This window comes from Allorhodopirellula solitaria (assembly GCF_007859855.1).
Classification (GTDB): Bacteria; Planctomycetota; Planctomycetia; order Pirellulales; family Pirellulaceae; genus Rhodopirellula; species Rhodopirellula solitaria.
The window spans coordinates 235447-254621 of sequence record NZ_SJPK01000005.1 but is presented as its reverse complement, the minus strand read 5'-3'; the positions used below and the strand labels follow the sequence as shown (position 1 = coordinate 254621).

At 57.1% G+C, this 19175-nt stretch carries 20 protein-coding genes; 15 read left to right on the top strand and 5 right to left on the bottom strand.

What is annotated here, in order from left to right:
* Positions 1-113: 113 nt before the first annotated feature.
* The 5 genes from rpmF (at position 114) to fabF (ending at position 4218) form a co-directional block, all read left to right on the top strand.
* The gene (rpmF, locus tag CA85_RS26025) at positions 114-542 is read left to right on the top strand and encodes a 50S ribosomal protein L32 (protein WP_315852712.1); all 429 of its coding nucleotides are present in this window, start codon (positions 114-116) and stop codon (positions 540-542) included.
* Position 543: 1 nt separating this feature from the next.
* Positions 544-1473 carry an ACP S-malonyltransferase gene (gene fabD / locus CA85_RS12250; RefSeq protein ID WP_146391621.1) on the top strand — a complete coding sequence of 310 codons (930 nt, stop codon included), beginning with the start codon at positions 544-546 and terminating at the stop codon, positions 1471-1473.
* A gap of 69 nt (positions 1474-1542) precedes the next feature.
* Positions 1543-2301 carry a 3-oxoacyl-[acyl-carrier-protein] reductase gene (fabG, locus tag CA85_RS12245; protein WP_146391620.1) on the top strand — a complete coding sequence of 253 codons (759 nt, stop codon included), beginning with the start codon at positions 1543-1545 and terminating at the stop codon, positions 2299-2301.
* Between the two features lie 278 nt (positions 2302-2579).
* A complete protein-coding gene (locus CA85_RS12240; RefSeq protein WP_146391619.1) occupies positions 2580-2825 on the top strand; it encodes an acyl carrier protein in 246 nt (81 codons plus the stop codon).
* 112 nt (positions 2826-2937) lie between these two features.
* Entirely contained in the window at positions 2938-4218 is a 1281-nt protein-coding gene (fabF, locus tag CA85_RS12235; RefSeq protein ID WP_146391618.1) for a beta-ketoacyl-ACP synthase II, read from the top strand.
* Between the two features lie 4 nt (positions 4219-4222).
* Here fabF and CA85_RS12230 read toward each other — a convergent pair whose 3' ends face one another.
* From CA85_RS12230 to CA85_RS12215, 4 genes are all read right to left on the bottom strand, one after another.
* Entirely contained in the window at positions 4223-4570 is a 348-nt protein-coding gene (locus CA85_RS12230; protein WP_146391617.1) for a transposase, read from the bottom strand.
* 108 nt (positions 4571-4678) lie between these two features.
* Positions 4679-5158, bottom strand: coding sequence for a helix-turn-helix domain-containing protein (locus CA85_RS12225; RefSeq protein WP_146391616.1), 480 nt, complete (start codon positions 5156-5158; stop codon positions 4679-4681).
* 177 nt (positions 5159-5335) lie between these two features.
* Positions 5336-5527: a hypothetical protein gene (locus CA85_RS12220; protein ID WP_146391615.1), complete on the bottom strand. Its 192-nt coding sequence runs from the start codon at positions 5525-5527 to the stop codon at positions 5336-5338.
* Between the two features lie 106 nt (positions 5528-5633).
* On the bottom strand, positions 5634-6890 hold the full coding sequence (locus CA85_RS12215; protein WP_146391614.1) for a DUF1559 domain-containing protein: 1257 nt from the start codon (positions 6888-6890) through the stop codon (positions 5634-5636).
* 401 nt (positions 6891-7291) lie between these two features.
* Between CA85_RS12215 and fliP the strand changes: the two genes are divergently transcribed.
* The 4 genes from fliP to CA85_RS12195 all read left to right on the top strand — a co-directional run bounded on the left by fliP (position 7292) and on the right by CA85_RS12195 (position 10507).
* Positions 7292-8281, top strand: a complete 990-nt coding sequence (gene fliP / locus CA85_RS12210; protein ID WP_246112733.1) for a flagellar type III secretion system pore protein FliP — start codon at positions 7292-7294, stop codon at positions 8279-8281.
* Between the two features lie 100 nt (positions 8282-8381).
* Positions 8382-8648 carry a flagellar biosynthetic protein FliQ gene (locus tag CA85_RS12205; protein WP_146391612.1) on the top strand — a complete coding sequence of 89 codons (267 nt, stop codon included), beginning with the start codon at positions 8382-8384 and terminating at the stop codon, positions 8646-8648.
* Between the two features lie 2 nt (positions 8649-8650).
* A complete protein-coding gene (locus tag CA85_RS12200) occupies positions 8651-9442 on the top strand; it encodes a flagellar biosynthetic protein FliR (protein WP_146391611.1) in 792 nt (263 codons plus the stop codon).
* A gap of 3 nt (positions 9443-9445) precedes the next feature.
* Positions 9446-10507 (top strand): EscU/YscU/HrcU family type III secretion system export apparatus switch protein, encoded by a 1062-nt coding sequence (locus tag CA85_RS12195; protein ID WP_146391610.1) that lies wholly within the window; start codon positions 9446-9448, stop codon positions 10505-10507.
* 247 nt (positions 10508-10754) lie between these two features.
* On the opposite strand, the gene CA85_RS12190 is transcribed toward CA85_RS12195, so the two are convergent.
* The gene (locus CA85_RS12190; protein WP_146391609.1) at positions 10755-12293 is read right to left on the bottom strand and encodes a bifunctional aminoglycoside phosphotransferase/ATP-binding protein; all 1539 of its coding nucleotides are present in this window, start codon (positions 12291-12293) and stop codon (positions 10755-10757) included.
* A gap of 105 nt (positions 12294-12398) precedes the next feature.
* On the opposite strand from CA85_RS12190, the gene CA85_RS12185 reads away from it, so the two are divergent.
* Genes CA85_RS12185 through CA85_RS12160 form a run of 6 tightly spaced genes read left to right on the top strand, consistent with a single transcriptional unit; the run spans position 12399 to position 18192 of the window.
* The gene (locus CA85_RS12185) at positions 12399-12602 is read left to right on the top strand and encodes a hypothetical protein (RefSeq protein WP_146391608.1); all 204 of its coding nucleotides are present in this window, start codon (positions 12399-12401) and stop codon (positions 12600-12602) included.
* Between the two features lie 14 nt (positions 12603-12616).
* Positions 12617-13546 (top strand): cytochrome c oxidase subunit II, encoded by a 930-nt coding sequence (gene coxB / locus CA85_RS12180; RefSeq protein ID WP_146391607.1) that lies wholly within the window; start codon positions 12617-12619, stop codon positions 13544-13546.
* Entirely contained in the window at positions 13543-16026 is a 2484-nt protein-coding gene (gene ctaD / locus CA85_RS12175; RefSeq protein WP_146391606.1) for a cytochrome c oxidase subunit I, read from the top strand. The genes coxB and ctaD overlap by 4 nt, the downstream gene beginning before the upstream one ends.
* 5 nt (positions 16027-16031) lie before the next feature.
* Positions 16032-16391, top strand: a complete 360-nt coding sequence (locus tag CA85_RS12170) for a transmembrane prediction (protein ID WP_146391605.1) — start codon at positions 16032-16034, stop codon at positions 16389-16391.
* Positions 16391-17104, top strand: a complete 714-nt coding sequence (locus CA85_RS12165) for a cytochrome c oxidase assembly protein (protein WP_246112732.1) — start codon at positions 16391-16393, stop codon at positions 17102-17104. Before CA85_RS12170 ends, CA85_RS12165 begins: the two co-directional genes overlap by 1 nt.
* Positions 17101-18192 (top strand): c-type cytochrome, encoded by a 1092-nt coding sequence (locus CA85_RS12160; RefSeq protein WP_146391603.1) that lies wholly within the window; start codon positions 17101-17103, stop codon positions 18190-18192. Before CA85_RS12165 ends, CA85_RS12160 begins: the two co-directional genes overlap by 4 nt.
* The last annotated feature ends 983 nt before the right edge of the window (positions 18193-19175 follow it).

Sequence of the window (19175 nt, the reverse complement as noted above, 5' to 3'; positions counted from 1 at the left end):
GGGCATGGCAAAAACTCCGAGAGCAACTGCGTGATATTAATTTGATTTTTTCGTGCGATTGAGACGCACGCGTGAATGCCCTGTGAGGGGCTCGCGGAGCCGATCCGCATGACATGCACGCCGGCGGGGAGAGCGCATCTCGACACTTTGCCCGCCATTGCGAATCGCGAACTATAGCAGTCTCCTGCCGTTTTGCTCAAGTGGAAGGATTGCCAGGAAACAGATTTTTTTTCTGGGGGCCGCAAATAGGCTGCCAGATATTGACGAAACCGGCGGCGGTTGTTTATTCTTCGCGGCTTGCGCGATTCAACCGCTGGCAAATTCCACCCCTTACATATCTCCCACATCGGACCCCTGCCATGGCCGTCCCCAAAAGAAAACACTCTAACAGCCGAACCGGCAAACGCCGCAGCCACGACGCACTGAAGAAACGTTCAATTGGCTACTGCCCTCAATGCAGCTCGGCTGTCCCGACTCACCATGTCTGCCCCAAGTGCGGTTATTACCAAGGCCGTACAGTCGTCAAGCAGGAAGAGTCCTGAATTGTCTCTCGATGTTTCTAGCCCAGGGATTCTGTTTCCTGGCCAAGGAGCCCAGACGCCTGGTATGGGCGTTTGGATGTGCGAAAACCACTCGCTTGCCAATGACCTGTTCGAGCAAGCGGGCGAGATTCTTGGCTACGATTTGAAGCAGCTCTGCGCCGATGGCCCGGCTGAAAAGCTGAACGAAACCGTCTACAGCCAGCCTGCACTGTTCGTCGCGGGTGTTGCGGCGGGGCAAGTTTTTTCTGAGCTGCACGGCGACGTCGCTGCGAAAATTCAAGCCACTGCCGGTTTGAGCCTGGGCGAATACACCGCTGTTTGCTTCGCCGGTGGCCTGAGTTTTGAAGACGGGTTGCGATTGGTGCAGAAGCGCGGCGAGGCGATGCAGGCCTGCGCCGACGCCGTGGAATCGGGCATGTCGAGTGTGCTCGGCCTCAAACTGGATCAGTTGACGGCCGTCTGCGACGAATGTCGTCAAGAGGGCGAAGTGCTGCAGCCAGCCAATTTGCTGTGTCCTGGCAACATCGCTGTTTCTGGACACCTTTCGGCCCTGGCGCGGCTCGAGCCGGTTGCCTTGGAAGCCGGTGCGATGAAAGTCGTTCCGCTGAGTGTCGCAGGAGCCTTCCACACGCCACTGATGCAGGACGCGGTCGGCAAGCTTACCGAGGCGCTGGCGAGTGTGGAGATCCAACCCACCCGCATCCCCGTCTACAGCAACGTTGACGCGGCCCCGCACAGCGATCCGGCTGAAATCCGCGAGCTGTTGGCTAAACAAGTCGTCAATCCAGTGCTCTGGGAGGCATCGATCTCCCGCCTGTTGGCTGACGGTGTCAATGGTTTCTTAGAAGCAGGAACCGGTCGTGTCTTGCGTGGCACGATCAAGCGAATTGCTCGCAAGACGCCTACCGATGGCTTCGGCGACGCCCCCTGAGGCCGTCAGTGCCTCCCTTTCCCCACGCTCCCTGAGCCACCTCTCCTTTTTTATAGCAATTGGCTACCCATGAATTTATCCCTCTCGGTTGACCTCAAGGACCAAGTCGCGATCGTTACCGGCGCCAGCCAGGGGCTAGGTCGAGCCGTGGCGGTGGCGCTCGCCCAAAACGGCGCCCATGTTGTGTGCGTCGCCCGCAATGCCGAGAAGCTAGCCCAGACTGTCGCTGAGATCGAAGCTGCTGGCGGTCAGGGCGAAGCCTTGCCGTGCGACGTGACCGATCGCGCCGCGGCAGCTGAGGCGATCGAGCAAACCAACAAGAAGCATGGTCGTCTCGATATCCTGATCAATAACGCTGGGATCACCCGCGACAAGTTGATGCGGGGCATGTCCGATGAGGAGTGGGACTCGGTGATCGCGACCAATCTGACGAGCTGCTTCGTCTGTTGTCGCGCTGCCGCGGGCGTGATGCGTCGCAAGAAATACGGGCGGATCATCAACATGGCTAGCATCTCGGGTTTGATCGGTAACCCCGGTCAAGCCAACTACTCGGCCAGCAAGGCGGGGATGATCGGCATGACGCGGACGATGAGCAAGGAGCTGATCGCACGCGGGGTGACCGTCAACGCGGTCGCGCCTGGTTTCATCGCCAGCGAGATGACCGCCGAGCTCGGCGAAGTCGTGTTGGAAGAGGTCAAGAAGCGAATCCCCGCCAAGCGAGTCGGCACGCCAGAAGATGTCGCCGCAGCGGTTCTGTTCCTCGCTAGTAAAGATGCCAGCTATATCTCGGGCCAAACCATCGTCGTCGACGGTGGGATGGTCGGTTAGCGTTGCGAGGCTTAGCAGGCCGATCCTGTCGATCGGCCACCCACTTAATCCAGCCCACTGAAAAATCAACGGGATATTGACGGGTTTTAGCCGTTTCCCCTATCTTCACGGCCCCGCGAGAAGAAAGTCTCGGCGGTATTCGCTTTGCGGGATGCTCAGGTCCGGGCCTCCCGGCCTCACCGGCAAGCGATCAAGCCAATTCCGTTCTGGCGTTTCCCAACCATTTTTGATTTCCCAATCACCTGTCCCCAATCCCATCCAAACTTGGAGTTACGCCCGTGGCGTCTATCGAAGAACGCGTTATCGACATTGTGTCCGAACAACTCGGTGTTGACAAAGACAAAATCACACGCGAGACATCCTTTGTCAACGATCTCGGTGCCGACTCGCTCGACACCGTTGAGCTCGTAATGGAACTCGAAGAAGAATTCGACATCAGCATCCCCGACGACTCGGCTGAAAAGATCCAGAAGGTCGGCGAAGCTGTTGATTTCATCGAGAAGGAGAAGGGCGAGGACGCGTAACACGCTGCCCGCTTTCCATTCTCTTTATTCTTTCTAAACATCAACCACTCAGGGTTCCTGATTACCCCGAGTGGTTGGTTGACCAAATAGCGATCGACACTCCGGCTCACACATGACGGTTTCAACGGAACCCTTTCAATTTGTTCCCAGCGATGGAAGTCCGCGCCGAGTCGTGATTACCGGGGTGGGTGTGGTCACTTCACTCGCCAGTGACGTGACGACTTTCTGGGATCGGCTGACGGCTGGCGCCAGCGGCATCCATCCGCTCTCGATTATGGACACGAGCCGCTACAAGGTTCACTTTGGTGGTGACATCCCCGATTTTGATGTCTCGCAGTATGTTGTCCCGAAAGAGGCGAAGCGACTCGATCGGTTCACTCAGTTCGCCGTTCATGCGGGCGGCCAAGCCGTTGCTGACAGCGGGATCGACTTCGCCAGTCTCGATCCGGCGCGCTGTGGCGTTATCCTCGGTTCGGGGATTGGCGGTCTGAACGAGATCGAGGATCAGATTGAGCGGATGCTCAGCAAGGGTCCCGACCGGGTCAGTCCGTTCACTGTACCCAAGATGATGCTCAACGCCGCCGGCGGCAATCTATCGATCCGGTACGGACTCAAAGGCCCTAACTACGCCGTCGCCACGGCCTGTGCCAGTGCGACCAACGCGATGGGCGATGCCGTCCGCAGTATCCGCAGCGGCGAAACCGATGTCGTCGTTACCGGTGGCTGCGAAGCGGCGATCACCCGCATGGGCTTGGCCGCATTTCAAAACATGAAGGCGCTCTCGACCCGCAATGACGAACCCGAGCGAGCGAGTCGTCCCTTCGACACTGGCCGTGACGGATTTGTGCTCGCCGAAGGTGCAGGATTGCTGATCTTCGAAGAGTACGAGCAGGCCAAGGCACGCGGCGCGAAGATCTATGCTGAGGTCCTCGGCTATGGAACGACGAGCGATGCCGGGCACATCACCGCACCGGACCCCGAGGGATCGGGAGCGGCCAACGCCATGAGATTGGCCATCGCCGATTCGGGGCGGAACGTCGAGCAAATCGACTACATCAACGCGCACGGCACCAGCACGCCGCTGGGCGATAAGGCGGAAACGCAAGCGATCAAGGCCGTCCTTGGCGAGCACGCCAACAAGGTAGCGATCAGCAGCACCAAGGGTGCTCTGGGGCACTCGCTCGGTGCCAGTGGCGGTATCGAAGCGGTGATTCTCTGCAAGACGATCGAGACCGATACGATTGCACCGACGATCAATCTCGAGTCACCGGACCCCGCCTGCGACCTCGACTATGTGCCCCTCAAAGCACGCGATCAAAAGGTCGACGTCGCGATGAGCAATAGTTTCGGTTTCGGCGGACACAATGCCTGCGTGGTGCTCGGGCGAATCTAGTATTCTATCGCAGCTCAATTCGGTTCAGGATGCGAAACGCTTCGTCGGCGGCGAAGGCCGCATAGAGCGATCCGGCCCAGTGCGTGTTTAAGTTGTCACACACCAAAGTGATTCTCTTTGCGTTTTTGTAGCGAGGGTGATCCACGAGCCACTGAACGTAGCCCGCCCAATCGATCGCCTTTTTTGTCGTGCTGACATGAACTTCGCGCCAACCGCCCAGCGGTTCGACGAACATGAACGCGTTACACATCCCTTCGCGGACATATTCGTAGTCAATTTTTTCACAACTTCCAGGTCGCATCGGCAACGACGGACGCGAGTCAGAGATCAGCTGAATCGATTGCTCGTCCATGTTCACAACCGGATAGAGCGGATCTTAGGGACGATGATAGACGGCCAAAACCTGTTCATCGCCGCGACGAATGCCGCATCCTGCTGCGGTGGAATGCACCACATGGACCTAAGCCAAGGCTTCAACTCGTTTTTTTTGGACACGGCCCACCGTATCCGCCGAGATCGACTCGACCACCTCAAGCTCAACCAATTTGTCGGCAAGCAATTGAAGAGTCCATCGGGATCGACCATCGGGCGGCGTGGAACAAGCGAGCTTGGTCAACTGAGCTTCTTTTTGACCATCGAGTATCGCGGGCGTCGGCGGCATCTCGCGTTGTTTTCTTTCGAGCAAGCTCGTCGGGCCTCGCAGAGCGGCCTGCTTTCGCCAGTTCTCGATTGATCGGGTTGTCGTTCCGACTGCTTCGGCAATCTTCTGGTCTGACCAAGCCGGGCCGCATTCGCTCTCATCGCACTTGAGCATTGCTGTGGCTCGCTGCACTTTCCAGGCAGCGATGTTCAGTTTTCCACGCTTCCCTTTTGCGACTTCGGCAAAGGCTTCGCGTTCATCCGCAGTCAGCTTGATATGGTAGATTTTTCGGTTCGACACGGGACCTTCCTTGATCCTGGCAAGTTCGGAAGTGGATTCACGAACTGCTTTCTACCCGAGAACCAAGCTGCGGCGCAATGCTAGTCTTGGCTCGGCGATTTGCCTGCGAGGAGCCTGTCCGGCGCAGGACTGCGTCGGAGGTATTCGAGTTATCGCATTTGCGCCATTCAGGGGCCTCTATCTTTTGCCACGAGACTTCTTGGCACTTTCTTCCGCCTCTTTCATGGCGGCTTCCATGGCACCTTCGGGGACGTGGTACTTTTTGGCTTCCTCCTTGTCCACCACAATGCTGGTTCCGTCCGAATCGCAGCCAACGAGGGCGCAGGCGGGCAACAGGCAACAGCTCAACAGAATACGTTTCATCATCATCGTAGAAGCTCAATCAAAGAATTGGGGGGAGTGCCCGGGCTCTCGACCAGAGAGCCCGAGCAGCGAAATTTCGGAGGCGTGGGTCCAATCGACCCGTTTGGGCCGTCTAGAAATCGGTGGCGATTACTTCTCGCGAGGCCGCTGTACCCAACGCTCCCCATACACCAAACGGACTGGCACTACCGGGCTGTGAACTTGTCATCGTGGCGTTACTACTGACCTGTTCCGCCTGCATGTTCCCCGAATCGATCGAATCGGTGATGAACTTTACTGCCCCGTCGACCATGCAAACATGCGCACCACCTTGGTGGCGACTGCTGGCGGTGAAGTTGCCACCATGGACATCGGGGAACCAGTCACCTGCATTGAATGCGCAGCTGGGTTTGTTGGGAGGAAGTATCGTCTTGAAGCCACTGTTGGCTTCAAAGCCGCTGTGCCAGCGGAACCCGCGGCCATAGCGGGCCGTCCATCCAACCGTGGGGCTGATCGACACATCAGGAACAGTTGCCATGTTCCAAAACTGGGGGCGTTCTGGATCACCAAATTGCATGGCATAATCGACGTCTGAGTTGCATTCGACAGCATTGAGTGCGTTGGTCCGTCGATCGTTGTCGCCCATGTCTGTTGCGATTTCGCCGATCATGATCGTGTTGGAGGTCCCGTCGAGAACATCGCGGAACCGAACGTCTTGGCGGTTGCGAAACACACCTCGGTGCGATTCATTGGCACGCTGTGCCCAGCCGCTGTTCTCTTGATAGCCAACCTGGTCCCATTGCCACGGCCCATAGGTCATCGACGTGTCGTTGTTCCAAGGTGCAGACCACCAAGCATCACCGGAGCAGGCCGCGTAGTTGGTGCGCCCGCGGGCTGGCAAGCCTTTTCCCGGGTCACTTGGGCATCGAAACGCTGCTAATTCAGTGATCCAGGGTGTGTAGTTGTCACCCTGATCACTGTCGGGTGCTGGGCCGAACGCGCCCCAGGTGAACCCGCTGCCGTCACTGAAGGGGTTGGAGATCATCTGCCAGATCGCTTGCTGCTCGATGAAGGGCGTGACCGAAATGAGCCAGCTGTTGCCCATCTGGCAGGTGGCATTGCCCTGCGAATTTCCCCACGTCGGGATGTTCCCAGTAACAGGTCCAGACTGCTGCATTGGCAGTTGTTTGAATGCGTCGTGATAATTGTGAATCGACAACCCCAATTGCTTGACGTTGTTACTGCAGCTCATCCGCCGGGCAGCTTCTCGAGCTGCCTGCACGGCTGGTAACAAGAGACCTACCAACACACCGATAATGGCGATGACGACCAACAGCTCGACCAGCGTGAAGCCGGCTCGAGCGTGACGAAGATGTTTCGTTCGAATCATTTTCCCAGTCCCAGTAAATAGTATGAAATCCTAAAACAGCGATGCGCGTCACCGCATCTAAAATGCGAACAACCTCTAATCGTTTCCCGCTCAGATATAAGGGGGGTTGCACGCTCTTTAGGAGGCTGTAGCGTTCCATAATGAACCGATAGTAGTTTGGGCGTGCGGAGTGAGTCGATAGAAAATCGCTGTTTTTGCTGGACTTTTTACTGGATAGAGGCTTTGTCAACCCCTGTAGAGGCAATGGCCCGGCATGCTACGCGAGGGGGTGATTGGGATGGGCATCGCATCGAATGGGCGATTTCAATCCGGCAGAACAGATCTTTCGCCAAAAGGTCAAATTTTCCTAAAGTTCGAGAACTTCGCTTGATTCAGCGTCCTCTCTCGACGGTATCCGCTCCGTGTTCATCGCTCCCGCCTGCCGCATTCTCGCCCTCGGCGCCGCTACGCTGTGGATTGCGATGGGCCTGATGCCAGTCGCATCGTGGGCAGAATCCACGGTGACTCAGTCGCAACGCTTTGCAGTTGCACGAGTGGAAGTACCTGCGCCCGTTCGCGTCGGTGCGGGAGACCGAATCGCGTCGTCACTGCTGAGCGAAGCGAATCTTTCAGCCGGCGGAGGCTCGGATCGGGTGGATTCGGTTAGTGAGAGTTCCGATCGAGCAAGCTCTGAGCTGAACCACGGACCGTTGGATTTTCTCCATGGCGGCCCTGAAAACTGGACCAGCCCTGAAGGGCTTTCCGGCAGCCTGCAATCGATGTTGTTGTTAGCGGTGCTCTCGCTCGCACCTGCGGTGTTGCTGATGACCACCTGTTACGTGCGGATCATCGTCGTCCTGGGGTTGCTGCGACAAGCCATCGGGCTGCAGTCGCTGCCTCCCACACAAGTCATGACGAGCGTCGCCTTGTTCATGACACTATTTGTCATGACCCCGGTTTGGACCCGCGTTTACGATGACGCCGTCGCACCTTACACCGATCCCGAGATCGACATGTCATTGGTCGACGCCTACGAGGCTGGCTCGATCCCCGTTCGTGAGTTCATGTCTCGGCAGATCGACACCGCTGGCAATCACGATGATGTGCACTTGTTTTACAGTTACATGGATGCCGACGCGCCGCTGCCGAGCACATTTTCGGATGTGCCGATGCGCGTGCTTCTGCCCGCGTTCATTCTGAGCGAACTCAAGACAGCATTTTTGATGGGCTTCCAGATTTACTTGCCGTTCTTGATCGTGGACCTCGTCGTCGCCAGTGTCACGATTTCGATGGGCATGTTGATGCTCCCACCGGCAGTGATTTCGCTCCCCTTCAAACTGCTGCTTTTCGTCCTCGTTGATGGCTGGCGTCTGGTCGTTGAAATGCTCATGAACAGCTTCGGGACGTTTTAGCTCTTCGTTTTCTGCCAGGCGTCTTTCCTGAGCAGAGGCGGGCCCTTTTTAGACTTGTCCTTCGTTGTGTTTTATCTCTTGTCTCTGAACCCTGCGTGATATGCTCGAACCATCTTCGGCTGTTGATCTGATTCGTGAAACGTTGCTGACCGCTGTTGTTTTGGCGGCGCCCTTGCTGCTTGTTGGCATGGCTGCGGGGCTGGTCATCGGGCTCGTTCAAGCGCTCACGCAGATTCAGGATCAAACGGTTTCCTTTGTTCCGAAGCTCTTAGCGATGGCGGCGGTATTGGTCGCTTGCATGCCTTGGCTCATGACTCGGATGATCGAGTTCACCCGGAGCGTCTTTGAAACCGCCGGCGGACTTTAGGCATGGATGTCCTGGTCGAGTGGCTGGTCGAGCACATGGTCGTCGCTGTGCTGGTGCTCACCCGTTTGAGTGCGATGTTGATGGCGATGCCTGCGATCGGAGTGGGGATCCCACGCCGGGTCCGCGTGATGTTAGCGCTGACGATGACGGGGCTCTTGTTACCGACCATTGCCGAGCGGCCAGCCATGCAGAGCCTGCCTGATTTCGATCATTTGGTCGAATTGGCCATCGTGGTCGCCCAAGAGGCAATGATCGGCATGCTGATCGGGGCGACGGTGCAGATCGTGATTACCGGCATTCAGCTTGCCGGAGAAGTGATCACGGGTACCGGTGGCATGCAGTTAGGTGAGTCGATGGACGAAGCCACTCAGAGTAGCATGCCAGCGTTAGCGAAGATGGTGGGGATGCTGGTCACGGCGGTGATGTTGCTCAGTGGTGGACACCGCATGATGCTGAGCCTGCTCCTGGAGAGTTTTGACAAGATGCCTCCCGGCAATGTGGTTTTCCACGAAACCATGCTGCAAGCGGTGATCGACTGCATGAGCGGAGCGCTTGCATCGGGTGTGCGTGTCTCAGCTCCGATCGTGGCGGCTCTGCTCCTGAGCAATTTGGTGACGGGACTGATCAGCCGCACGATGCCCCAGATCAACGTCTTGGCGGTTGGACTGAGCGTGAACGCCCTGGCGCTGTTGGTGGTGACATCGCTGACGATCGGCTCGGTTGCTTGGATCTTTCAAGACGATCTGGCCGCCAACGTCGAGCGTTTATCCTCGGTTTGGGTGGAGGGTGGCTAGGCGATGTCCGACGGCGAAAAGAAGCACATAGCAACCGACCGGAAACGGAAACAGGCTCGCGAACAGGGCCAGGTAGCCAAGAGCCAGGACCTGACGTCAGCCTCCCTGTTGCTGGCGGCGATCGGCGCGATCTATTATTTCGGTGGGCAATCGGCCTCGATCCTCGTTCATGGGATGAAGTCTGCATTCTCTCACACACGCTTAGAAGCTTATTCCGCGCAAGACGCGACTCACGAGCTGCTGCGGTTAGCGGGACAGGTCGGTCTGGCGACCACCCCGATACTATTGCTGATGCTGGTCGGAGCAGTCGCAATCAATGTCTCGCAGGTCGGCCTGATTCTTTCGCCCGACAAACTGATGCCGAAGTTCAGCAACATCAGCCCGCTCTCGGGTGCACAGCGAATCTTCTCGATCCGGGGGCTCATGCGATTGCTCTTTAGTACCGTCAAAGTCGGTGCGATCATCGCTGTCGCCTACTATGCCCTGCAGGCACACCAGAACCGAGTGGTTGGCATGGCGAGTATGTCGGTACCGCAAATCGCCTCCGCCATGTTCCACACATTGCTCGGCGTGTGCTTGTGGATTGCATCGGCATTGTTCCTGCTGGCGCTGCTCGAGTGGATGTTTCAAAAGTGGCAGCTGGAACAGGACTTGATGATGACGGATCAGGAGCTGCGTGATGAGATGAAAGAGCTTGAGGGCGGCCCGAAGGTCACCGATCGTCGCCGAGAGGTGTCGCGGCAGCTAGCCGTTGATCAGGTCACCAACGAGGTACGGGCTGCCGATGTCATCATCAAGACTCCGCATGAGCTCGCGATCGCGATACGTTACGACCCCGCCACCATGGCTTCTCCGGTTATGGTCGCGAAGGGGGCTGGATTGCTCGGTCAGCAGATCTGCCGTACGGCATTTCAAAGCCGCATTGCCGTTGTCGAGCGAGAACTGCTCGCCAAGTTCCTCTATCAGCACGCCGACGTCGGCCAAGAGGTCCCCGCGACTCAGTATCGTGCAGTCGCCGAGGCACTGCGTGACGCAGGCGCCTCGCGGATGGGAGCCGAGCACTAGGAAAACGCATCTATTGCTTTGAAACCGTGACTGAGCCCTCCCCCGACGAAGGAGACTGCTGAAACAGTCGCTGCTCCGTTTTTTTCACCGCAATACAAGCCCGGATAGCTAGCGAGTGGAGGCAGGTAAACCCTCGCTTGCGCGTCGAGCTCGTATTTCAGCAGTCTCCGAAATCGGGGGAAGGTCGAACCGAGCGAAGCAAGGTGAATGATCTTCGGCCCCATTCGGGGTTGGCTCGTGCGTTGAGCTATCGATCTGTTGACTGCAGGAATTTTGGCAGGTTTGTCCGCAGGCTGGCGAGTTGGCTTTCGGTGTCCGACGTCGTATCAATTTCTAGCTGCGGCCATGGAGAGGGTACCGATTCGACCTGATCGAGTTGTTGGTGGAATACAGCTTGATCCGCCTCCGATTCGCTCTCGCCGTCCGCTTGCCGCTCCCGGATACGTTTTAGCGCCAGGTCGTCAGAGCAGGTACAGGTAACGAATGCAAACTTCACACAGGCAGATTGGCATGCATCAGCCGCTAATTGCATCTGTGGAGCCGTCAAGAATGTGCCGTCGAGTACGACAGACTGGCCGTCTTGGCATTTCTCGATGGCACGAGCTTGCAGCGATCGGTAGACCGCGAGCCGATCCGCTTCGCTGTAGTTCGCGGCGTCGTCGGATTGGCTGCGAATTCGATCGGTGGACAAGTGGGTGGCACCGAGAGCTGTGGCTAACGAGGTAGCCAGCGTTGTCTTTCCCGTCCCACTGAGTCCGCGTACGATCACGGCGACCGGTTGATGGATCCGGCCCGCATGGCGGTCGGCGACCAGCAAGTACGTCTCGGCCCGTTGCTGCGTGTTTCGTTCTCGATTGCCGGTAGCAATGGTGGCCCGTAGGGCCTGGACCTTTCCGCGGACGCACGCGCGGTAGCAATGGAAGAAATGCAGCAAAGACTCATCCGGTTGATCGTCCATGGCATCGAGCACGCCGCGTAGAACCCGCTTGCCGACCTCCGGTGCATCGAGAATCTCGCACGTCATCGCGAAGAAACTGAGCTCGTCGGCAATATCCACAATCCTCAGTTCACGGCTGAACTCGATGCCATCGATAACGACTGGTGGATCCGTGACGTAGATATGGTCGACACGCAAATCTCCGTGTCCCTCAACGACTCGGTCCTCAGCACGCCGTTGGTGGAACACCTCTTGATTGAGAAACAAGTACTGTCGCTGAGCAGCGTGAACTCGTCGGACCAAATCGGCATCCAGCTCATGCTCGGACTTTTGCAGTTCTTCTTGATTGTCAACGACATGTTCAAAGTGTTTTTGCGGTGCATCGTTAACGGGTTCGAGCGACTGATAGAACGCCGCGAGCCGATCGACGATGGCATCGAGATGGCTATCCTGCCAATTTTCTGCCTCGACCATCGTTTCCAGACAGCGGTCGCTCGGCAGTCGCGACATTTTCACCAACCAATCCTCGGCCTCGATGTCCTGGCCAAGTCGCCAATTCCCCCCATCATCGCGTCCGATCGCCGTGACCTCGAGATAGACATCGGGAGCGAGTTGACGATTGATCTTGATTTCATTCAGGCACGCGGCGTGACGCTTATCGACAGTGGAGTAGTCGAGAAAACCAAAGTCGACCTGTTTCTTCAGCTTATAGACATGCTCGTCAGTCAAAAACAGGTAGGAGATATGCGTCTCGATCACCTCGGGGGTATCGCTACAGTCTTCATAGAGGTGGGAAGAACGCAGAGCATCGAGCGGACTGTCGGTTCGCTGTGATGGGTGTTGGGGCATCGTGAAATCTCCGAGGGAGTTATCAATTCGGGCAGTTTTTTAGCAGACGCGAGGTGGCGGTGTCTGAAAGCCCCTTTCATAGGACTGCCCCGCCGGGGCGTTGTCATGAGCTATCCTCTGCAATGCGAATGCCACTGGGCCGGCAACCCGCCTTCTGCCTCGATGCGGCAGGCCGTGCTACTCGGCGTGTGGCGCGTGGCACAGCGTTTGCTCCCACGGCAAACGATGTTGATAAAAGCTGAGAATTGTTCGCTCTTGGATCAACTGGACCAGATGCTCGGCCTGCGAGTCCCTCAACGCCCACTGTGAACGATAGTCAACCAATGAACATTTCGGCGTCACAGTCAGCACTTGATTTTGCGGGAAAGGGTGCTGAGCGAATCGCCGAGCTCTTTTACTGGATGACAGGTGGGGCGATCGTGATCTGGATCGTGGTGATCGGTTTGGCGGTTTATGCGGTGATGTCGCGGCGTGCGCACCCGGTGCGAATGACGCATTGGTTGGTGATCGGTGGCGGCGCCGTCATTCCGACGATCACCTTGACTGCGCTGCTGAGTTACGGTTTGGCGATGTTGCCGGAGCTGCAGGAACCGGCGCCGAAAGGAAGCACCACAATCGAAGTCGCTGGCGTTCGTTGGTGGTGGCGGGTGAACTATCTCGATCCATCGGGCGGACGCATTGTCACAGCGAACGAGATCTACTTGCCGGTCGATCAGCCGGTTGAGTTCAAGCTGACCAGTGAAGACGTGATCCATTCATTTTGGATTCCCTCGCTCGGAGGGAAGATCGACATGGTCCCGGGACGCACCAATCGGTTGAAACTTCATCCGACCCGCGAAGGAGTTTTTCACGGTGTGTGTGCTGAGTTCTGTGGGGAGGCTCATGCGCAGATGCGGTTTCGAGTCGTCGTCACCGATCAGAACGCATTCGACGAGTGGCTCGAAACGCAGTCCCAGGCCAGCAAGAGCAGTTCGGAGATGGCCGAGGGGGAAGCAATGTTTTTGTCCCGAGGCTGTTCTGCCTGTCACACCATTCGAGGCACGTCGGCCGACGGGATGGTCGGTCCTGACCTCACTCATTTTGGTTCGCGATTGTCCATTGCCGCGGGCGTGCTGGACAACACGCCGCAGAATCTGGCCCGGTGGCTCGTCGATACACACGGCGTGAAACCCGGTGTTGAAATGCCTGCGTTTGAATCGCTCAGCGGTGAGGAAGTGGATACGTTGGTTCGATACTTAGGGGCGTTGCAGTGAATGAATCTGCCGAGCGTTTGCTCAAAGCCTGGCGGACGCCGAAAGGCTGGCGATACTGGTCCGCCGTCAACAACTCGAAGATTGGTTTGTGGTACACCATTACCGCATTCGGGTTTCTGCTGTTCGGTGGCTTGCTGGCGCTGGTCATGCGAATCCAACTCGCCTTCCCCGAGAACGACTTCTTGACGGCGGACCAGTACAACCAGGTCTTCACGATGCACGGCAGCGTGATGATGTTTCTGTTCGCTGTACCGATTCTCGAAGCGATCTCGATTCTGTTGCTGCCCGAGATGATGGGGGCGCGAGACTTGCCGTTTCCGCGTTTGTCGGCGTACGGATTCTGGGCGTTCTTGATTGGCGGGGTCTTCGTATGCGGATCTCTGTTCTTCGGTGCCGGGCCGCGGGGTGGATGGTTCATGTACCCACCGATGACGACTCAGTATCAAACCGGTGTGGGAGCTGATATCTGGTTGTTGGGTTTGTCGTTCATCGAAATCGCATCCATCGCTGCGGCAGTGGAGTTGATTGTCGGCGTGCTGAAGTGTCGCCCGCCGGGAATGCGGCTGAACCTGATTCCCCTCTATGCTTGGTATATCTTGGTCGTCGCGGTGATGATCCTGTTCGCCTTCCCGCCGTTGATCGCTGGCGACCTCCTGATGGAATTGGAACGGGCCCTGGACTGGCCGTTTTTCGATGCGTCGCGTGGCGGCGATCCGATGTTGTGGCAACATTTGTTTTGGATCTTTGGGCATCCGGAAGTTTACATCGTGTTTCTGCCGTCGATCGCTTTGGTGGCGATGATCGTGCCGACTTTTGCTCGCACGCCGATGGTGGGATACGGCTGGATTGTCTTGGCGGCGGTCGGGACTGGTTTTCTCAGCTTCGGTTTGTGGGTGCACCATATGTTCACAACCGGACTGCCTGGGATCACGATCGGAATATTTTCAGCGGCCTCTCAGGCCGTTGCGATTCCGACTGGAATACAGATATTTTGCTTCATCGCCACTCTGCTCGTCGGCCGGGTCACGAGGTCGGTGTGTTTGCTTTTTGTGCTTGCCGGACTCGCAACCTTCATCATTGGCGGCTTGACTGGCGTGATGGTGGCCATCGCACCGTTTGACTATCAGGCTCATGACACCTACTTCATCGTCGGTCACCTGCACTACGTCTTGGTCGGGGGCACCATCTTTCCGATCGTCGCCGGTTTCTATTACTTCTACCCGCTGATCACCGGCAAACAGCTTTCCGAGCGGCTCGGAACGATCGCGTTCTGGTTGATGATGATCGGTTTCAATGTCAGCTTCTTTCCGATGCACATTACGGGCATGATTGGAATGCCTCGGCGTGTCTATACGTATCCAGCGGGGATGGGATTCGACAATCTGAATCTGATCTCGTCGGTGGGGGCTTTTGTCTTGGCTGGTGGATTCGTTGTGTTCCTATGGGATCTGTTGCGTCCCAAGGGCGGGCAACCGACCGCCCCACGAAACGTCTGGAATGCGGGAACCTTGGAATGGTTGGCTGAGGTGCCCGACCAGCCTTGGGGCGTTCGCAGCATTCCAATTGTCGAGTCGCGTTATCCACTTTGGGACCAAGAGAACTTTGTTCGCGATGTGGACGAAGGGAATTTCTACCTTCCGGACGCGGAAGAGGGTTTGCGTGAAACGCTGGTGACATCGACTGTCGAAGCCACACCCATCCAGTGTTTGCGAGTGCCTGGGCCGACATTCCTACCGATGTGGGCGGCTGCCTTCACGGGGGGCGTGTTTATCTTTGGCACGTTTCATTGGTACATCATGGCCGGTGTCAGCGGTGTCCTCGCCTTCTTCACGATCCTGGCTTGGCTCTGGACCGGCACCGCGATCATCCCCGAGAAGACCGAGAAAAATGTTGGCTTGGGTTTGACGCTCCCGACCTACGTCTCGGGGCCCGCAGCGGTCGGATGGTGGGCCATGTTCATAACGATGCTCGGTGACATGACTGCGTTCATGTCGTTGGTATTCGGTTATTTCTTCTATTGGACGGTGCACGAGGACTTTCCACCCAAAGATGTCGAGGGACCTGGAGTTCTCTGGCCATTGGTATCCGTGTTCTGTGCATTGGCTGCTTGGGGGTTGATGCTGCTCTCGCGAAAACTCAACTCTCGCAAAAACGGCAGTCTCTTCTACGTCAGCACATTGACGTCGGTGCTGATGACGTTCGCAGCTGCCGGTGCACTGATCGCTGGTCCATGGCTGCACAATATGGACCCCACCGAACATGTCTACCAAGCATCAGTTTGCGTTTTGGTTTTGTGGACAGTGATTCATCTCGCGTTGGGAGCCGTGATGCAACTGTACGCTGTGGCTCGCCGGGCGGCGGGAAAGATGACACATCGATTCAATGCCGACATCGTCAACGTGACGCTTTATTGGCATTTCATGATGCTGACAGCTGGCATCACGGGACTGACGATTGCTTTGTTTCCATTGGTGTCGTGACTGTTATGAAGATCAAATTATGGTGGTTGACCTTCTCGCCACTCTGCTGGGCAGGGCATTTTCTGGCAAGCTATCTGACCACGGCAATCTACTGCGCCAAGTTTGCTTCCCCAGAGGGTGATGCCTTGCCGGTCCGGATCGCTGTTGCCGTTTTCACTATTGTCGCCCTGTCGTTGATTACGTTTTTTGGCGTGAGAAGTTTGCGTTTGCACCGCAGGGGAGATGCGACGTTGCCTCATGACGACGACACGGTTGACGATGAACAGCGATTTCTTGGATTCGCCGCGCTGCTGCTGGCGATACTGAGCGGTATCGCCACCCTCTACACCGCTCTCGTCTTCGTGCTGATGGAGACTTGTCACTGATGCGTTTGGCAAGTTGGAATCTCGGTTGGTTGCTGCTTGGCTTGGGGTGGTTGGGGCCGCTGCCACGCTGGGCCGAAAGTTCGTTTGCAGCACACATGTCACTACACATGTTGATTGTTGCCATCGTCGCACCGCTCCTCGCTCTTGCCATGGCGGGGCTCCGATACGATCCGGTTTTAAGATTCCCGGCTTTGTTCTCGCCAATCCCAGCTTCGGTAGGCGAGCTGCTGATCGTCTGGGCGTGGCACGCGCCGGGATTGCATCACTGGGCACGCCATGACGCGTTGGGATTGGTCGTTGAACAGGGGATGTTCTTAGCCGCTGGGATGTGGGTATGGCTGTCTGCGTTCGGAGGCAGCCATCCCCGGAGTCTTGCGAGAGCTGGTTCGGGAGTGATTGGTTTGCTGTTGACTTCGATGCACATGACTTTCCTGGGCGCCTTGCTCGCTTTGTCACCCCGTTTGCTATATCAGCATCACCACGCGGGTTCAGGGCTTTCGCCGTTAACGGACCAGCATCTCGGCGGCGCGGTGATGTTAGTGGTCGGTGGGATCGCCTACCTGGCCGGCGGTCTCTGGCTGACGAAGGATTTGGTCCGTGGCGAAGTCTTCCCGCACATTGGGATCAAGCCTGCTCAATCGTCCGGCGTGGCCAGAGCCGATGAGACTGCATCCTGTCGTTCCCACTCGAACTTCGACAAAGTAATCCAATGAAGCGACGACTGAAAGAACTGGCGATCTTACTTACCGGCCTCGGCATTCTTGGCGTCATCGTCCTGGTCTCGGGGATTGTGCCGATCAAAGCGAGCAGCGGGCACTGGCCTATCACGCGGTGGATTCTGGACTTCGCCAGCAATCGTTCTGTTGGCTTGCATAGCAGTCGCATCGAGGTTCCTCCACTGGATGAGCCCGGAATGATCCGGCTCGGTGCGGCGACGTTCGACAGCAATTGTCGCTGGTGTCACGGTGCGCCCGGATTCTCCCAGCCACCGGTTGCCGCACAAATGACGCCCCATCCGCCGGAGTTGTCCGAGGCAGCCGGATCGTGGGACGACGCCGAATTGTTTTACATCATCCAACACGGTATCAAGTTCGCTGGCATGCCTGCCTGGCCGACACAGAAACGCAATGAGGAAATTTGGCCTGTCGTCGCGTTCCTGCGTGCGCTGCCGCATCTGGATGCCGGTCAGTATCTTGATTTCACTCAGGGCGACGGCGTAGGAATACACGCGGCCGAAACGCCAATCGATCGCCAAGTACAGTCGTTGTGTGCCGCATGTCACGGGACCACAGGCAGCAAGCCGACAAATGATCGGGTGCCTGTTCTCGCGTCGCAATCACGTGTCTACTTGAAACGTTCCTTGCAATCCTTTCGGGATGGCAACCGATATAGCGGCGTGATGATGCCGATTGCTCACCGCCTCACGAGCCAACAGATCGACAAGATGGCGAGCTACTTTGCTGAGCAGCCTCGGGATACTTCACCACCGACAGATTCGCGAGACGAAGGATTGATTGAAAGAGGTCGCGTACTCGCCCATCATGGTGACCAGGCGGCGAAGATTCCGTCGTGCATCGATTGCCATGGTCCTGGCGAGAACGCGCCGAGCGATGAGTACCCCAGGCTGGCTGGTCAACCGGCACGGTATCTCCAACGGCAACTTGAGTTGATCGCTCAAGGAAATCGCGGCGGTAGCGACAACGCATCCATCATGCACCCCATCGCGAACAAACTGGACAAGTCAGAGCGACGAGCTCTGGCTGCATTCTATGCTTCCATCAGCGGTAGCGACACAGAATAGAGTGTGCTAAACGAAGCGAGTGCCTGCGGGCATCGTTGTCACGTCGTCACGCGAGGCGGCGGAGACCGAACTCTTATGGTGTTTTGAATGGACGCCAAACGGGCTCATCCGGCGGAAGGGTGCGTTGGAGGTTTTGAAGGCATGGCTCCATTATCCGATGATTGATTTGTCGGAGGTGATAGTGAAAGTTAGCTTGGAGCCGCCGGGAGAAACGGAGCCGAGCTCGAATGGCGTGGACGTAGTGAGCCGACGGCGCTAGCCGAATGGCACTTACTTGAGACTGCAAAGCGGTCTTGGTAACCCGACGCGTGAGCGAGGATCATCAATTGACCACGCAAATCACTGCATTTTCCTCGCTGACGCATCGGGTTACCAACCGAGCAATGCCCCAAATGGGTCCAAAGTAAGTGCCATTCGGCGCTAGCCGCGGGTTCTTCATACCGCTATTTCCGGGTTCATCCGACGGAAACGTGCGCAGAGCACAGCTCCGTTTCTCCCGGCAGTGCCAGTCTAACATTGATAATCACATCCCACAAATAAATCCTTGGATACGAGAGCCATGGAGTGCCGGGATAAAACCGGTTCGCAATAGAGAATGAAAGTTTCTTGCGAAGAAGGTCTAGCCAATCACTTTGGCCTCCGACGGAGGGACGAATGCGGTAACGCGAGCGTTCTAAACGTCCGTGCAGGGGGAAGCGTAGGCCAGCTAATTGAGCTGCCCAGTGTTCATTGAAGCATGGCAGATAGGTCCGTAGTACCGTCGACGCGGGTGAACAAAGCTGCGACGGCAGTGGCGGAGTCCGTCGAGGAAAGGGACCTCACTGAAGGGAAGTATTGCCGAATTGGCGTCGATGCTCCGGACTCTGTACCGGACCAAATATCAATTGGACCGTCACGGGAAATCACGACAGGTAGCGACACAATGTGTCGCGATCGTTTGACCCAACGGAGGAGCCGTATGAGTCAAGGCTCACGTACGGATC

Excerpts from the sequence above, each read along its gene's own strand:
- CA85_RS12170 (WP_146391605.1), top strand. The coding sequence starts at position 16,032 with ATGAAGATCAAATTATGGTGGTTGACCTTCTCGCCACTCTGCTGGGCA.
- CA85_RS12185 (WP_146391608.1), top strand. The coding sequence starts at position 12,399 with ATGAGCTATCCTCTGCAATGCGAATGCCACTGGGCCGGCAACCCGCCT.
- fabG (WP_146391620.1), top strand. The coding sequence starts at position 1,543 with ATGAATTTATCCCTCTCGGTTGACCTCAAGGACCAAGTCGCGATCGTT.
- CA85_RS12200 (WP_146391611.1), top strand. The coding sequence starts at position 8,651 with ATGGATGTCCTGGTCGAGTGGCTGGTCGAGCACATGGTCGTCGCTGTG.
- CA85_RS12195 (WP_146391610.1), top strand. The coding sequence starts at position 9,446 with ATGTCCGACGGCGAAAAGAAGCACATAGCAACCGACCGGAAACGGAAA.
- CA85_RS12165 (WP_246112732.1), top strand. The coding sequence starts at position 16,391 with ATGCGTTTGGCAAGTTGGAATCTCGGTTGGTTGCTGCTTGGCTTGGGG.
- coxB (WP_146391607.1), top strand. The coding sequence starts at position 12,617 with ATGAACATTTCGGCGTCACAGTCAGCACTTGATTTTGCGGGAAAGGGT.
- fabF (WP_146391618.1), top strand. The coding sequence starts at position 2,938 with ATGACGGTTTCAACGGAACCCTTTCAATTTGTTCCCAGCGATGGAAGT.
- CA85_RS12230 (WP_146391617.1), bottom strand. The coding sequence starts at position 4,570 with ATGGACGAGCAATCGATTCAGCTGATCTCTGACTCGCGTCCGTCGTTG.
- rpmF (WP_315852712.1), top strand. The coding sequence starts at position 114 with ATGCACGCCGGCGGGGAGAGCGCATCTCGACACTTTGCCCGCCATTGC.
- CA85_RS12205 (WP_146391612.1), top strand. The coding sequence starts at position 8,382 with ATGCTCGAACCATCTTCGGCTGTTGATCTGATTCGTGAAACGTTGCTG.
- CA85_RS12160 (WP_146391603.1), top strand. The coding sequence starts at position 17,101 with ATGAAGCGACGACTGAAAGAACTGGCGATCTTACTTACCGGCCTCGGC.
- CA85_RS12220 (WP_146391615.1), bottom strand. The coding sequence starts at position 5,527 with ATGATGATGAAACGTATTCTGTTGAGCTGTTGCCTGTTGCCCGCCTGC.
- CA85_RS12190 (WP_146391609.1), bottom strand. The coding sequence starts at position 12,293 with ATGCCCCAACACCCATCACAGCGAACCGACAGTCCGCTCGATGCTCTG.
- CA85_RS12215 (WP_146391614.1), bottom strand. The coding sequence starts at position 6,890 with ATGATTCGAACGAAACATCTTCGTCACGCTCGAGCCGGCTTCACGCTG.